Source organism: Pantoea sp. X-Soil-OKNW-556, assembly GCF_059730695.1.
The window spans coordinates 3,126,666-3,142,177 of the sequence record NZ_AP035990.1 but is presented as its reverse complement, the minus strand read 5'-3'; the positions used below and the strand labels follow the sequence as shown (position 1 = coordinate 3,142,177).

Genomic DNA, 15,512 nt, shown 5'->3' with positions numbered 1-15,512 from the left:
GACAACATGTGCGGTATTGTTGGTATCACCGGTTTTATGCCAGTAAACCAGTCGATCTATGACGCGTTAACGGTGCTACAGCACCGCGGGCAGGATGCCGCCGGCATTTGTACCATCGATGCGCTGAACTGCTTTCGTCTGCGCAAAGCCAACGGGCTGGTGAGCGATGTCTTCGAAGCACGCCACATGCAGCGTTTGCAGGGCAACATCGGGATTGGTCATGTACGCTACCCGACAGCAGGCAGCTCCAGCGCCTCTGAAGCGCAGCCTTTCTATGTGAACTCCCCTTATGGCATTACACTGGCGCACAACGGCAACCTGACTAACGCACACGAGCTGCGTAAACAGCTGTTCGAAGTGGGTCGCCGTCACGTCAACACCACCTCAGATTCCGAAATCCTGCTGAACATTTTTGCGCAGGAGCTGGACCGTTTTCAGCATTACCCGCTGGAAGCTGACAACATTTTTGCCGCAGTGGCTGCGGTGCACCAGCAGGTGCGCGGGGCTTACGCGGTGGTTTCGATGATTATCGGTCACGGTATGGTGGCCTTCCGCGACCCGAACGGTATCCGTCCGTTGGTACTGGGTAAACGCGTGATTGCTGATGGTCGCACCGAGTATATGGTCGCGTCCGAGAGCGTCGCGCTGGATACGCTGGGCTTTGAATTTATTCGTGACGTAGCGCCGGGCGAAGCGGTGTACATCACCGAGCAGGGCCAACTCTCGACCCGCCAGTGTGCTGAGAACCCGAAAAGTAATCCGTGTCTGTTCGAGTACGTTTACTTTGCGCGTCCGGATTCCTTCCTTGATAAGATCTCGGTCTACAGCGCGCGCGTCCGTATGGGCACCAAGCTGGGTGAGAAAATTGCTCGTGAATGGGAAGATCTCGACATCGACGTGGTGATTCCGATTCCGGAAACCTCAACCGATGTGGCGTTGGAAATCGCCCGTATTCTCGACAAACCGTATCGCCAGGGTTTTGTGAAAAACCGTTACGTGGGCCGTACCTTTATTATGCCGGGTCAGCATCTGCGCCGTAGCGCGGTGCGTCGTAAGCTGAACGCCAACCGTGCCGAGTTCCGTGACAAAAACGTGTTGCTGGTGGATGACTCCATCGTGCGCGGTACCACCTCTGAGCAGATTATCGAGATGGCGCGTGAAGCGGGTGCCAAGCGTGTCTATCTGGCTTCAGCCGCACCGGAAATTCGTTTCCCGAATGTCTACGGTATCGACATGCCGAGCGCAACTGAGCTTATCGCTCACGGTCGTGAAGTGGAAGAGATTCGCCAGCTGATCAAAGCTGACGCGCTGATTTTCCAGGATTTGGACGATTTGATTGAAGCGGTTCGCGAAGAGAACCCGGATATCGCACAGTTCGAGTGTTCGGTGTTTAACGGTGTTTATGTCACCAAAGACGTTGACCAACGTTATCTGGACTACCTCCAGTCACTGCGTAACGACGATGCGAAAGCCATTGCACGTCAGACTGAGGTTGAAGGTCTGGAACTGCATAACGAAGGTTAAGTTTTATTGCCCGTTTTTAATTGATGATTAAAAACGGGCATACTCTGCAAATAATTTCACTGCTAACTTTTCTCACCTCTCTCCTGCGCGTTTAATTGCCACCTGTCCGACTATTTATTCTTAATTGCAGTAGTAAAAAACTGATAAGCCTTGATTGGGGAATGACTAATTCCTGATTATTCTTTTTTTCTTGCCCTGATTTTTAGTGATGGGTTTAATTAAAAAGCATACATTAATTTAAACATATCATTTCCATATTGTTAATAACTCAGAAGGGAACAGGTTTTATTTTCAGTTTCTTATCAGGATTGTTATGCCTTGTATTCCTAATTATCAATGGCATAAATGGTTAATGGCTGATTTTTGAGATTTTACTTGTCGATGTGCTTATGAGTGAGAAAAATAGCCTGTTCGCGACGATTTTTCTCATCCATAATTATTCCGCGTAATCTCATTAACGATTTTTTCTCACTGCATTGAAAATTTGCTGCGGTAAAGCTCGAAATAAAACAGCGATTTTTATTCCGGGCGATATTTTTCAGGCGTTTTTCAATCACTGGGTAAATCTTAATGCAATTTAAAAAATTTAAGCTCTCGGCTATTTATACTGCAATTTTTATGCAGCTATCAGTTTCGACATTGGGTATGCCCATTGTTGCTCAAGCGAGTACGCAGCAGGACATGAAGGTGCAGTCCACGGTGCTGAAAGCGGGCGAGAGTGTTGCAGACGTAGCAAAACGCAATAAGGTATCTGTCGATCATCTGTGGGAAATCAACTCGTTTGCGTTCAGCGATAAAGCCACTTTCCTGGCGGCTTCTGCCGGTCAGGCTATCTGGATACCGGCTGGCAAAGCAGCAGCCTTACCGCTGGAAAGAGCGACCCAGCAGGATACAAAAGCGAATAAATCAGCACAGCAGGCTGATGTTAAAGTAAATGACAAAACCACCGATGCACGTCAATTCGGTCAGAACCAGCTCAACTCGATGGCGGGCCAGCAAGCGGAGTCCTGGCTGAACGGTTTTGGTGGGTCATCGCGGGTTTCCATCTCCTCTGATAAGAACTTCTCTAACTACAACTATGCCGGTGATGTGCTGGTACCGTTGTGGGACAGCCGTGATTTTATGATCTTCAGCCAGTTGGGCGCGCGTCATGCTGACGAACGTACCACCGGCAATATTGGCTTCGGTTCACGTTATTTTGTTGATGGCTGGATGCTGGGTAATAACGTCTTCTTTGATAACGATTTCAGCGGTAACAACCGTCGTATTGGTCTTGGTGCTGAGATCTGGACTGAAGCGCTGCGTCTGGCTGCTAACGGCTACTACGGACTTAACGGCTGGCATCAGTCTAAATTGCTGGCGGATCATGATGAGCGTCCAGCCAATGGCTGGGATATCGAATTGGCGAGCTGGCTGCCGATGTATCCGCAGCTCGGAGGTAAGGTTAAATACGAACAATTCTATGGCGACAACGTGGCGTTGATGAGCCGTAGTAACCTGCAAAAGAATCCGTCAGCCGTGACGATGGGTGTGAACTGGACACCGGTACCGCTGGTGACTGTTGACGCGGGTCATCGTAAGAGCATGCAGAGTGGCGGAGACACCACCGTTGGCCTGAACCTGAACTGGAACTTCGGTCAATCACTTGACTGGCACCTTTCGCCGGAAGCGGTGGCCGATCAGCGCAGCCTGGTGGGTTCACGCTATGAGTTGGTGTCACGTAATAACGAGATTGTGATGGATTACCGTGAGCAGACCGTGATTACCTTCTCACTGGCGAGCGCGATCAAAGGTGTGGAAGGCACTTCACAGCCGCTGGGTGTCAGCGTCTGGGCGAAGCATGGCTTGGGCAAAATTGTCTGGGACGATGCCGCATTGGTGGCGGCGGGCGGTAAAATTACCGGTACAGGTGCTAATTCGGCGTTGGTGTTACCCGCCTATAAAGATGGCGCGAACAACAGCTATACCCTGAGTGCGGTAGCTTACGACAGCAAAGGCAAGGCTTCACCGCGTGCACAGGTACAAATCACGGTAGAAAAAACGGAGCAGATTCCTGAGCAGCCGGGCCAGCCGGATGCCGGACAGACCACTTTGACCCTCATCAATGGGCAACTTGTGGCCAATGGTACAAGTAAAACCGAGTTGGTGGTCGAGCTGAAAGATAAAGAAGGCAAGCTTATTAGTGGCAATGCCGGTAATTTGCGTCTGGACGCGCAGATGCAGAATAAACTGACCCGTGCAGCTAATAGCGGTGTGACTGTCGGCAAATTCCGTGAAGAAGGTTCAGGGCGTTACGTGGTGGATCTGACCGCAGGTACTGAAGCCGGCGTAGTAATGCTGACGATGTATCATGGCAGCACGCAATTGGGTCATCTGGAACTGACGTTGAAGGCGAAAGGATCTGATGCGGGAGATGTTGCACAAATTAACTTCACTTCTATTGAAAATCAATTTGTTGCGGGTCAGAGCTTTACCTATACCGTCATTGCTACTGACAGCGAGGGTAAGCCCGTTTCAGGTGCAGCCCTTGAGTTTAATGATCGAGAGGGAAATGCCATCATTGCTGATAATGGCGGCATAACTGACGCAGAGGGCAAAGTATCTTTAACTCTGATGAAAGAAAAAGCGCAACACTATAACATCGCCATTCGTGTTGCTGGCTCTGATAAATATTTGGTTGATAAACCTTATATGGTGATGGCAGATGTGGCTTCAGCGCAAGTTGCTCAGAGTGAGATCACGGCTGGAAAATTTAAAACAAATAATGGTGTAGTACAAATGATTACACCCGCAACCTTTACTGCCATAGTGCAGGATCGGTTCCAAAATCCACTTATTTATCAAACTGTCGTTTTTGAGGCGGAACAAAATGGTAATCAGATCAAAATTACAGCGAACGGCGCTGGTAAGACCAATGAACATGGTGAGGTGAGCGGAACGGTGACATTGCAGGTCCCTGTAGAAGAGACCACAGTAACCTATAACCTTTATGCCATGATTGATGGTAAGCGTGTTGAAGGTAATGTTAAACCGGTGACGATGGAGCGCGTAGCCAGTGAGCCTGCCACAATTCGCTTCGAGAATAACGATCAGGTATTCGTTGTTGGCAGTGAAGTAAACTTCCCAGTTGTTGTGACTGACAGCTTTGATATTCCGGTTCCAGATGTAACGGTTGAGTTCTTTAATCAAGCGAACAACATTATCGACAGGGTTAAAACTAATGCACAAGGTCAGGCGTCTACCACGATGAGGATGCCAGAAAAAGAAAGTGTTGGAACTAATCTGATCCTTGGCGTTCGTGTTCAAGACCATAGTAAAGTAATGCAACAAAGACCTTATATGGCGATAGCTGATATGGCTTCGGCACGAGTTGTAAGTGGTGAGTCCACACAGGGAACTTACAGAGGAGTAGGAACCGCTGGAGTAGAAACAGTGACACCAGCAACGTTTGCCATTGCTTTGGAGGATCGCTTCCAAAATGCATTGATTAACAAAACGGTAACTGTTGTAGCGGAACCAAGATCGGATATCTTGCCGACAATTACTATTGTAAACAACAAAACCAATGGGGATGGTGTGGTCATTGGTGAGGCAACATTGTCTGGGCATACTCAGTCGTCGAATGCTTATTACGACCTGTATGTCATGATAGACGGTAAACGTCTTGATGGTCCCAGCACTACGATGGAATTTACCAATGTCAATTAAATAGCAGGGGAGTCCACTCTTCTCCTTTAAGGCAACCACTCCGGTGGTTGCCTTTTTTCTGTTAAGTAGCAATGAGGATATGCTGATTTTTGTTATTATTTTATTAATTAAAAAGAAAAAATAAAATTATCGCCAATTGCATTATTATCAGCCTCGAAAAGTTAATTTTATTGTGACCTGTTGGCGACTTCTTGTAGTAGATCATTTTTCCACTGGTTTTTTTCTTGATAAAGATATTAATGGTTCAGGTTTCAGGAGTGTGATATCGGGAAATCAGGAAATGAATTTCAGGATAAACTCATCATAAATTTCTGTGAAAAATCTCATTACCGTTTTTTGCGAGTTGAATAGAGAATGCCCGGCGAAAAAAGCACAGGAGGAAATTATTTTGCCCCTTGCTTAATGATTACAAGCGTCTTCACTTTGCTGGGTTATTTATAAATGAGATTTAAGAAGTTTAAGCATTCCGCTATTTATACGGCGATTTTTTTGCAACTCGCGATTTCAACTGTTGGTGTCACCGGAGTTGCTCATGCAAGGAGCACGCAATATCAGGATATGGCGGTTGAATCTACCGTACTCCAGCCTGGTGAGAGCGTGGCGGATATTGCCCGCAAAAATAACCTGATGGTTGATCATCTCTGGGAAATTAACTCCTTTGAATGGAGTGACAAAGCGGCTTTCCTGGCGGCAGGTGCCGGGCAAACCATCTGGATTCCGGCAGCTCCGGCCGTAAAAGCCTCCACGTTGCCGCTGGCGCACGCCACCGTACAGGCACCAAAAACCAATAAGGCGGATGTCAAAGCCAACGACAAAACCACCGATGCCCGCCAGTTCGGCCAGGACCAACTGAACTCGCTGGCCAGCAAACAGGCGGAAGCGTGGCTCAATGGCTTTGGCGGCTCTTCTCGTGTCGCCATCAGCTCGGCGAAAAATTTTGCAAAATACAACTATGCCGGTGATGTGCTGCTGCCGCTGTGGAACAGTCGTGAAGATTTCATGATTTTCAGCCAGTTAGGTGTGCGTCACGCGGATGATCGCACCACCGGCAACGTCGGTGTTGGCGCGCGTTATTTTGCTGATGGCTGGATGTTGGGTAATAACGTCTTTTTTGATAACGATTTCAGCGGCAATAACCGCCGTATCGGTATCGGTGCTGAAGTCGGGACTGATGCCATGCGGCTGAACGCCAACGGCTATTTCAAACTCAATGGCTGGCATGATTCGCGGTTTATCGCCGACCATGACGAACGTCCAGCCAATGGCTGGGATATTGAGCTGTCCAGTTGGTTGCCAGTCTATCCGCAGCTCGGTGCGAAAGTAAAATATGAACAATATTATGGTGATAATGTTGCACTGATCAGCCGTGATCGTCTCCAGCATAATCCATCGGTCGCGACTGTCGGGGTAAACTGGACACCGGTTCCGTTGGTCACGATTGATGCGGGACATCGCATGAGTATGCAGCGCGGAGAGGACACCACCATAGGGCTGAACCTGAACTGGAATTTTGGCCGCTCTCTGGACTGGCATCTGTCACCAGAAGCCGTAGCCGCACAGCGCAGTCTGGCTGGTTCGCGCTACGATCTGGTGTCGCGTAATAACCAGATCGTGATGGACTATCGCGAGCAGACGGTGATCACCTTCTCGCTGGCAAGTGCGATTCAGGGCGTTGAAGGCACGCAACATTCTCTTGGCGTGAGCGTCTGGGCTAAGCATGGTCTGGACAAAATTGTCTGGGATGACGCGGCCTTGGTCGCAGCGGGCGGAAAAGTTGTCGGTACTGGCGCCAATTCGGCGCTGGTGTTGCCAACTTATAAGGAGGGTGCGGATAACCACTATACCCTGAGCGCCATCGCTTATGACAACAAAGGGAAAGCCTCGCCACGCGCCCAGGTACAGATTACGGTAGAAAAAGCGGAGCAAACTCAGCCTGAACAGCCCGCCCAACCGGCACAACCCGATGCGTTAAGATCCACCCTGAAACTGGGTGCTGATGAGCTGATTGCTAACGGTACTGACCAGACCCATGCGGTGATTGATCTGAAAGACAAAAATGGCAATCCGGTCAGTAACGAAACGGATAATCTGCGTCTGGAAGCCACGTTGCTGGATACGAAAATGCGTGCCAGTTCCCGTGTGACCATCGGCCAGTTCCGTGAATTAGGTAAGGTGCAGGGCAACTACGTGGTGGATCTGACCGCAGGTCATGAAGACGGTATCGTGACGTTGACGTTGTATCACGGCAACCAACAGTTGGGACAACCGCAAACCCTGAAGTTAAAGGCCAAAGAAGCGGAAGTGGTTAAGGTGACCAACCTGGCATTTGTCAGCAAGGAAAACAAATTTGTCGCAGGCAGCAATGCCACCTTTACGGTGAAAGCCACGGATATTAATGGCAAACCGGTTAAGGATGCGATCATCACCTTCACCGACCAAAATGGCAAAACTATCGCTGCGGCGAATGACGGGAAAACTGATGCACAGGGTAACGTGTCAGCAACTCTGGTAGAGAAAAAAGCGGGTAACTACAGCGTAACCGTGCGTGTTGCGGGTGAGAAAAAACCGGTAGCAATGAAGCGTTTTACCGTCATAGCCGATGTCAATTCGGCTCAGATTTGGAAAAGCCAAACCACAGACGGAAAAATAAAAGCCGGGTCGGTTCAGATGAGTAAACCGGCTGGCTTTACCATCACGCTGCGCGATCGCTTCGAAAACCCGATTATTGGCGAGAAAGTGTCTGTGCTGGCGGTAGAAGATACCGCAGGGAAATTGGTCAATATCCAACTTCTCAACCAGAACAAGACCGATATAAAAGGTAACGTAAGCGGCTCTGCGGCGATTGCTACTCCGCACTATAAAACAACCACTTATACGTTGAAGGTGATGATCAATGGCAAACGTGTTGACGGTCCGAAACCTAAAATTATGTTTGTTCGCTGTTAATCAGCCCATGTCATTAAAGATGTTTTGATCCTGCAAGGTAATCGCTTCGGCGATTACCTTTTTTTGTTTTCTTTTCTCGCTGCGGGTTATGATTAGGGTTTACCTGCATAGCAAGATCATTATGAAACGACTCATCATTGGTATTTCCGGTGCCAGCGGCGCCATCTACGGCGTGCGACTGTTACAGGTGCTGCAACCGCTGGCAGAGGTGGAAACCCATCTGGTGATGAGCCAGGCGGCACGGCAGACGCTGGCGCTGGAAACAGATTTTAATCTGCGCGATGTGCAGGCGCTGGCCAATGTGGTGCATGATGTGCGCGATATCGCCGCCAGTATCTCGTCCGGTTCTTTCAAGACCCTTGGCATGGCGATTCTGCCGTGTTCAATGAAAACCCTGTCCGGCATTGTGCACAGCTACAGCGATAGCCTGCTGACGCGTGCCGCCGATGTGGTGCTGAAAGAACAGCGCAAACTGGTGCTGTGTGTGCGTGAAACACCGCTCCATGTTGGACATTTGCGTATGATGACCACCGCCGCAGAACTGGGTGCGGTGATTATGCCACCGGTACCGGCGTTTTATCATCGTCCACAAAATATCGGAGAACTGGTGGATCAAACGGTCAACCGTGTGCTGGATCAGTTCGATATTGAGTTGCCACAGGATCTGTTTACCCGCTGGCAAGGCGCTTAAATGGTGCAGTTGCGCACAAAATTGGTGCAAAATATCGCGTCCGATCACTCTTCGTGCATTTCATGCACCAAAAGTTAACAATGTCGCTTTTTCCTGCTCACTTCGCTGTTATATTTCCCTCACAAACTAAGTGCTTGCGCCCCTGGTGGACGCAGTATTTAGTGCGCCTGTACAGCGTTTCGCCAATTTGCATAACTGGCATGAAACATGCACATTAATCAGCGCAAACACATCACGCAGCACATAACAAAAAGCACTTCACTTGAGGGTTACCTATGAAAAAGCGAGTTCTGGCTCTTTCTCTGATGCTGGCCATGTCCAGCGCCGCGAGCGTGTTCGCGGCGGTACCGCATACGCTACGCATCGGGACTGACCCGACTTACCCGCCGTTTGAATCAAAAAACGCGCAAGGACAGTTAGTGGGTTTTGATATTGATTTGGCTAACGAAATCTGTAAACGCATCAAAACCAAATGTACCTATGTAGAAAGTGATTTCGATGCACTGATCCCGTCGCTGAAAGCGAAGAAGATTGATGCCATCATCTCTTCTCTCTCCATTACTGAAAAACGACAGGAAGAGATTGCTTTCTCTGAAAAACTCTATGCGGCCAACGCCCGTCTGGTGGCACCGAAAGGTTCAACCATTCAGCCGACTGTTGAATCGCTGAAAGGCAAAAACATCGGCCTGTTGCAGGGCACCACCCAGGAAACCTACGCTAACGAATATTGGCGCCCGAAAGGTGTAACGGTCACGCCGTACGCCAACCAGGACCTGGTCTACCAGGACCTGAACGCGGGTCGTATTGATGCGGCGTTCCAGGATGAAGTGCAGGCGAGCGAAGGCTTCCTGAAGCAGCCGGTTGGTAAAAACTACGCGTTTGCTGGCCCGGCAGTAAAAGATGACAAAATCTTTGGTGTTGGCACCGGTATGGGCCTGCGTAAAGATGATGCAGACCTGAAAGCCGCTATCGATAAAGCCTTCGATGCGATGCGTAAAGACGGTACTTACGACAAGATTGCGAAGAAATATTTTGATTTTAATGTTTACGGTGACTGAGTAAAACCTGTCGACCAGACTGCCCGCCGCGTGCGGGCAGTGCTTCGTTAATTACCCCCACGACAGGATCAAATTCATGCTGTATGGCTATTCTGACGTCATTCTGAAAGGCACCCTGGTCACGCTGGAACTGGCGCTCAGTTCAGTGTTGCTGGCCGTTGTGCTCGGTTTAATTGGCGCTGGCGCCAAACTTTCCCGCAGCCGCCCTCTGGCGATGCTGTTCGAAGGCTACACCACGTTGATCCGTGGCGTGCCGGATCTGGTGCTGATGCTGCTGATTTTCTACGGTTTGCAGATCGCCCTGAATGCCCTGACTGATGCGCTGGGTGTGGCGCAGTTCGATATCGACCCGATGGTGGCCGGTATAATCACGCTGGGCTTTATCTACGGTGCCTATTTCACCGAAACCTTCCGTGGTGCTTTCCTCGCAGTGCCGAAAGGGCAGATTGAGGCCGCTACCGCCTTTGGCTTTACCGGTTCGCAAACCTTCCGCCGCATTCTGTTTCCGGCGATGATGCGCTTTGCGCTGCCGGGTATTGGCAACAACTGGCAGGTAATCCTGAAGGCGACGGCGCTGGTGTCGCTGCTGGGCCTGGAAGATGTGGTGAAAGCCACTCAATTGGCCGGTAAAAGTACCTGGCAACCGTTCTACTTCGCGATTGTTGCCGGAGTGATTTATCTGGTGTTTACCACGCTGTCGAATGGCGTGTTGTGGTGGCTTGAACGCCGCTACTCGGTAGGTGTGAAAAGGGCAGAGCTATGATCGATATTATTCACGAGTATTGGAAATCCCTGCTCTGGACCGATGGTTACCGTTTTACCGGTGTCGCCATTACCCTGTGGCTGTTGATTATTTCGGTGGCGATCGGCGGTTGCCTTGCGGTGTTGCTGGCAATTGCCCGCGTGTCGCCTAATCGCTTCGTCTCCACCCCGGTGTGGTTGTTCACTTACATCTTCCGAGGTACGCCGCTGTATGTGCAGCTGCTGGTGTTCTACTCCGGTATGTATACGCTGGAAGTGGTGAAGGGCACCGAATTGCTTAATGCTTTTTTCCGCAGCGGTCTTAACTGTACTTTGCTGGCGTTTACCCTCAACACCTGTGCTTATACCACCGAGATTTTTGCCGGCGCGATTCGTGCCGTGCCGCACGGGGAAATTGAAGCGGCGCGTGCCTATGGCTTCTCCACCTTTAAATTGTATCGTTGCATCATTCTGCCGTCGGCGCTGCGCACTGCGCTGCCTGCGTATAGCAATGAAGTGATCCTGATGCTGCACTCCACCGCGCTGGCGTTCACCGCCACGGTGCCCGATCTGTTGAAAATCGCGCGTGATATTAACTCGGCGACCTATCAGCCGTTTGTTGCGTTTGGCATTGCCGCAGTGCTGTATCTGATTATCTCTTACGTGCTGATTAGCTTGTTCCGTATGGCGGAGCGCCGCTGGCTAGCGCATGTGAAACCCTCTTCATCGCATTGAGTAACCTATGTCTGAAAATAAATTAAGCGTTACCGAACTGCATAAGCGTTACGGTGAACATGAAGTCCTGAAAGGTGTGTCATTACAGGCAGATGCCGGGGACGTTATCAGTATTATTGGCTCGTCAGGTTCCGGGAAAAGTACTTTTCTGCGCTGCATTAACTTCCTCGAAAAACCGAGTGAAGGCACCATTGCCGTCAATAATGAGCAGATCAATCTGGTACGCGATACCGATGGTCAGTTAAAGGTGTCGAACAAAGAGCAGCTGCGTTCCTTGCGTACCCGCCTGACTATGGTGTTCCAGCACTTCAACCTGTGGAGCCATATGACGGTGCTGGAAAACGTCATGGAAGCACCGATCCAGGTTTTAGGATTGAGCAAAGCAGAAGCGCGTGAACGTGCCATTAAGTATCTCGATAAAGTCGGTATTGACGAGCGCGCCCGTGCGAAATATCCGGTGCATCTTTCTGGCGGTCAGCAGCAGCGTGTGTCCATCGCCCGTGCGCTGGCAATGGAACCTGAAGTGTTGTTGTTTGACGAACCAACCTCAGCCCTCGATCCTGAGCTGGTTGGCGAAGTGCTGCGCATCATGCAGAAGCTGGCTGAAGAGGGTAAAACCATGGTGGTGGTGACGCACGAAATGGAGTTTGCCCGTCATGTCTCCAGCCATGTGATTTTCCTGCATCAGGGTAAAATTGAGGAACAGGGCGCGCCGGATGAGGTGTTTAACAATCCGAAAAGCCCACGCCTGCAACAATTCCTGAAGGGTTCATTGAAATAATCGATCCCGCTGTAGCGGCGCGATTTATCGCGCGGGTGTTTCCTGCATCGCGCACGACATTGCGCGATAAATCGCGCCGCTACCAGGGGTTATTATCTTTACGCCGCCGTATCCTCCAGCGCCTCCTGCAAGTCATACCAACGGAAGCCAAATCCTGACTCTTCCAGTCGTTTCGGCAACACATGCTGGCCGCCCAGTACCAAAACCGCAGACTCGCCCATCATTAGTTTGATGGCGCTGGCAGGCGTGCGCATAAAAGCGGGGCGATGCATCACATGACCCAGCGTGGCGGCAAACTGTTCGTTGCGCACAGCGTAGGGGGAGACCAGGTTAAAGGGGCCCTGTAACGGATTATCAATCAGCCACCAGATAGCGTTGACCAAATCATCAATATGAATCCACGGCAGATACTGCTTACCGCTACCAATCGGGCCGCCAACGCCGAGTTTAAACGGCAACTTCATCTTCGCCAGTGCACCGCCTTCTTTCGCCAGCACCACGCCAGTTCGCAGCAGGCATACTCGGGTACGTTCACTCTGAGCCGCCTGGGCCAGTTGTTCCCAGCGGGCACACAGTGTATGGGTAAACTCTTCGTGTCCGGGATCATCCTCTGTAAGTACCAGATCGCCGGTATCACCATAGAATCCGGTCGCTGAACCGGAGATCAAAAATTTCGGTGGCTGGCTGCTGGCGTTGATGAGAGCGACGATTCGTTCAGTAATCTGCCAGCGACTTTCACACAGCCGCTGTTTTTGTTCGGCGGTCCAGCGCTTATCAGCAATGGGTTCACCGGCAAGGTTAATCACGCCATCCACCCCATTTAAATCCTGCTGCTGCGCCAGACCGGACCAGATAGCGACGCGCGGATCCAGCTTTTCGCGCGCGGCGGCGACGTCGCGCGTGACCACGCTGACCTGCTGACCCAGTTGCAGCAGACGCGGGATCAGATGGCGACCAATTAAACCGGTGCCGCCAGTAATAAGCAGATGCATGTTGAGCCTCCTTGTGCTTGTTATGTGCTCAGTTTCAGCATAGAAGAGAAGCGTATAACTGGCGTGACCGCGCCGACGCTTACGATGAAAAATCCGCAGTCTTAACTGGTCTTACCGCCCCAGCAACTGGCCTGACTGCCATTGCCTAATGCGCGAAAAATCGGTAAACATGAAGCACTCCTGATGCATATCCGAGGCAGCCGATGAATTACCCGAACATGACGTTGTGGTCCGATGCTTCTTTCTTTAGCCCTTATGCCATGTCGGTCTACGTAGCACTGACCGAAAAGGGCATCCCGTTCACCCTGAAACGCGTTGACCTGTCGCGTAATGCGCAATGGGATGATGAGTATCGTGCGTTGTCACTTACCTGCCGGGTGCCAACCTTGCAGATTGACGATTTGATCCTGAATGAGTCCTCGGCGATTGCCGAATATCTTGAGGAGCGTTTTCCAGCACCGGAATATGAACGCCTGTACCCGCGCGATCGTGAAAAGCGCGCCCATGCGCGTGAGATTCAGGCGTGGTTGCGCAGCGATTTCATGGCGCTGCGTCAGGAACGTCCGACCGAAGTGTTATTTGCCGGCGAACGTTTTGCGCCGCTGACACCGGCGGGTGAGCAGGCAGCCGAAAAGCTGATCAGCGCGGTGCTGCGCCTGTTGCCAGATGGGCAGCAGAATCTGTTTGGTGAATGGTCAATTGCCGATACCGATCTGGCGGTGATGATTAACCGTCTGGCATTGCACGGCGATCCATTACCGGTGAAGTTACAGCACTATGCCGAGTTCCAATGGCAGCGCGCTTCCGTGCAGCTGTGGCTGGCTGAATCAGGTAAACAGCGCTAAGCACGAAGAGGTCTTGCGATGGGGAAAAGAACCCTTTACCTTACCGCTCACTCTAATAAAGAACAGTAAACAGGCGCGTGCCCGGCACGCCTAAACAGAAAAGGGTTACGGATGGTGGATCAACCTGCAGCTGACGGTATCGAATGGGTAGATATCGTTAACGAAGAGAATGAAGTGATTGCACAGGCCAGCCGCGCACAGATGCGTGCACAATGCCTGCGTCATCGCGCCACCTATATCGTGGTGCACGACGGCATGGGAAAAATTCTGGTGCAACGTCGTACTGAAATCAAAGACTTCATGCCAGGCAAGCTTGATGCTACCGCGGGTGGCGTGGTGCAGAGTGGTGAGGATATGCTGGAATCGGCGCGGCGCGAAGCGGAAGAAGAGCTGGGTATCGCTGCGGTCCCGTTTGCTGAGCACGGCAAATTCTACTTCGAAGATGAACATTGCCGCGTCTGGGGCGGTTTGTTTAGCTGCGTCTCGCACGGTCCTTTTGCTATGCAGGAAGAGGAAGTGGATGAAGTATTCTGGATGACGCCAGAAGAGATCACCGCGCGTTGTGACGAGTTCACCGATGATTCACTGAAAGCCTTGTCGTTGTGGCTAAGTCGCAACAGCGACGCATAAAACAAAGGCGCCAACTGGCGCCTTTTGCATTAATGGGCTGGATGCGACTGACGCATCCGCTCACCCCGTCGCCGTAAGATCTCCATGACAATCAGCAGCACCAGCGACGCTCCAATCATCAGCGTTGCCGCTGCGGCAATGGTTGGATCAAGGTTTTCACGGATCCCCGCGAACATCTGAATCGGTAGCGTGCGCTGGCTTGGACTGGCGAGGAACAGTGTCACCACCACTTCATCGAATGAGGCGGCAAAGGCAAACAGCGCCCCCGAAAATACCCCCGGCGCAATCAGCGGCAGGGTGACTTTGCGAAAAGTCAGCAGCGGTGATGCCCCAAGGCTGGCAGCCGCGCGTGACAGATTGGTGTCATAGCTTTTCAGCACCGCGACCACGGTAATCACTACAAAGGGCACGCCGAGCAAAGTATGCGCCAGTACCAGACCGAGATAGCTGTTCAGCAATGACAGCCGGGCAAAGAAGAAAAACATCCCCACCGCGATGATTACCACGGGAGCCACCATCGGCGAAATGATGATCGCCATGACCAGACCTTTACCTCGAAACTCACCCCGCACCAGACCCATCGATGCCAGCACGCCAAGGACGGTGGCGAGTAACGTCGCCAGCGGCGCTATCAGCAAACTGTTACCCAGCGCGCCCAGCCACTCCTGTGAATGGAAGAAGGTTTGATACCAGCGCAGAGAAAAGCCGCTCAGTGGATAGCTGAGGAACGAGCTGGCATTAAACGACAGCGGCACAATCACCAGAATCGGCAGGATCAAAAACAGCAACACCGCCGCGCCATAGAAGTTGAAGAATGCGCCCCACAGGCGCAGCAGAGTAGAACCTTGTTGTTTCATCTTC

The 15,512-nt window shown here is 51.2% G+C and carries 12 protein-coding genes; 10 read left to right on the top strand and 2 right to left on the bottom strand.

The window, feature by feature from the left end; genetic code table 11:
• The first annotated feature begins 6 nt into the window (after window positions 1-6).
• From purF to hisP, 8 genes are all read left to right on the top strand, one after another.
• A complete protein-coding gene (gene purF, locus AC6I8T_RS14655) occupies window positions 7-1,524 on the top strand; it encodes an amidophosphoribosyltransferase (protein WP_021185100.1) in 1,518 nt (505 codons plus the stop codon).
• Between the two features lie 570 nt (window positions 1,525-2,094).
• Window positions 2,095-5,232, top strand: coding sequence for an inverse autotransporter beta domain-containing protein (locus tag AC6I8T_RS14650; protein WP_497834071.1), 3,138 nt, complete (start codon window positions 2,095-2,097; stop codon window positions 5,230-5,232).
• Between the two features lie 558 nt (window positions 5,233-5,790).
• A complete protein-coding gene (locus AC6I8T_RS14645; RefSeq protein ID WP_208723907.1) occupies window positions 5,791-8,178 on the top strand; it encodes an inverse autotransporter beta domain-containing protein in 2,388 nt (795 codons plus the stop codon).
• A 121-nt stretch (window positions 8,179-8,299) separates the two neighbouring features.
• On the top strand, window positions 8,300-8,869 hold the full coding sequence (locus tag AC6I8T_RS14640; protein WP_021185096.1) for a UbiX family flavin prenyltransferase: 570 nt from the start codon (window positions 8,300-8,302) through the stop codon (window positions 8,867-8,869).
• Window positions 8,870-9,144: 275 nt separating this feature from the next.
• Window positions 9,145-9,927, top strand: coding sequence for a lysine/arginine/ornithine ABC transporter substrate-binding protein ArgT (gene argT / locus AC6I8T_RS14635; protein WP_208723908.1), 783 nt, complete (start codon window positions 9,145-9,147; stop codon window positions 9,925-9,927).
• A gap of 76 nt (window positions 9,928-10,003) precedes the next feature.
• Window positions 10,004-10,690, top strand: a complete 687-nt coding sequence (locus tag AC6I8T_RS14630) for a histidine ABC transporter permease HisQ (protein WP_021185094.1) — start codon at window positions 10,004-10,006, stop codon at window positions 10,688-10,690.
• On the top strand, window positions 10,687-11,403 hold the full coding sequence (locus AC6I8T_RS14625) for an ABC transporter permease (RefSeq protein WP_021185093.1): 717 nt from the start codon (window positions 10,687-10,689) through the stop codon (window positions 11,401-11,403). Before AC6I8T_RS14630 ends, AC6I8T_RS14625 begins: the two co-directional genes overlap by 4 nt.
• A 7-nt stretch (window positions 11,404-11,410) precedes the next feature.
• Window positions 11,411-12,184, top strand: a complete 774-nt coding sequence (gene hisP, locus AC6I8T_RS14620) for a histidine ABC transporter ATP-binding protein HisP (protein WP_021185092.1) — start codon at window positions 11,411-11,413, stop codon at window positions 12,182-12,184.
• Between the two features lie 98 nt (window positions 12,185-12,282).
• Here the strand turns inward: hisP and AC6I8T_RS14615 are convergent, their stop codons facing one another.
• Entirely contained in the window at window positions 12,283-13,176 is an 894-nt protein-coding gene (locus tag AC6I8T_RS14615) for a TIGR01777 family oxidoreductase (RefSeq protein ID WP_208723909.1), read from the bottom strand.
• Between the two features lie 203 nt (window positions 13,177-13,379).
• On the opposite strand from AC6I8T_RS14615, the gene yfcF reads away from it, so the two are divergent.
• Together yfcF and yfcD are read left to right on the top strand one after the other, a co-directional pair.
• Complete coding sequence (yfcF, locus tag AC6I8T_RS14610; RefSeq protein ID WP_021185090.1) at window positions 13,380-14,021, top strand: glutathione transferase; 642 nt, start codon at window positions 13,380-13,382, stop codon at window positions 14,019-14,021.
• 111 nt (window positions 14,022-14,132) lie between these two features.
• Window positions 14,133-14,651 (top strand): NUDIX hydrolase YfcD, encoded by a 519-nt coding sequence (gene yfcD / locus AC6I8T_RS14605; protein ID WP_021185089.1) that lies wholly within the window; start codon window positions 14,133-14,135, stop codon window positions 14,649-14,651.
• A 29-nt stretch (window positions 14,652-14,680) separates the two neighbouring features.
• Here yfcD and AC6I8T_RS14600 read toward each other — a convergent pair whose 3' ends face one another.
• Window positions 14,681-15,508: an ABC transporter permease gene (locus tag AC6I8T_RS14600; RefSeq protein WP_021185088.1), complete on the bottom strand. Its 828-nt coding sequence runs from the start codon at window positions 15,506-15,508 to the stop codon at window positions 14,681-14,683.
• Window positions 15,509-15,512: the final 4 nt, after the last annotated feature.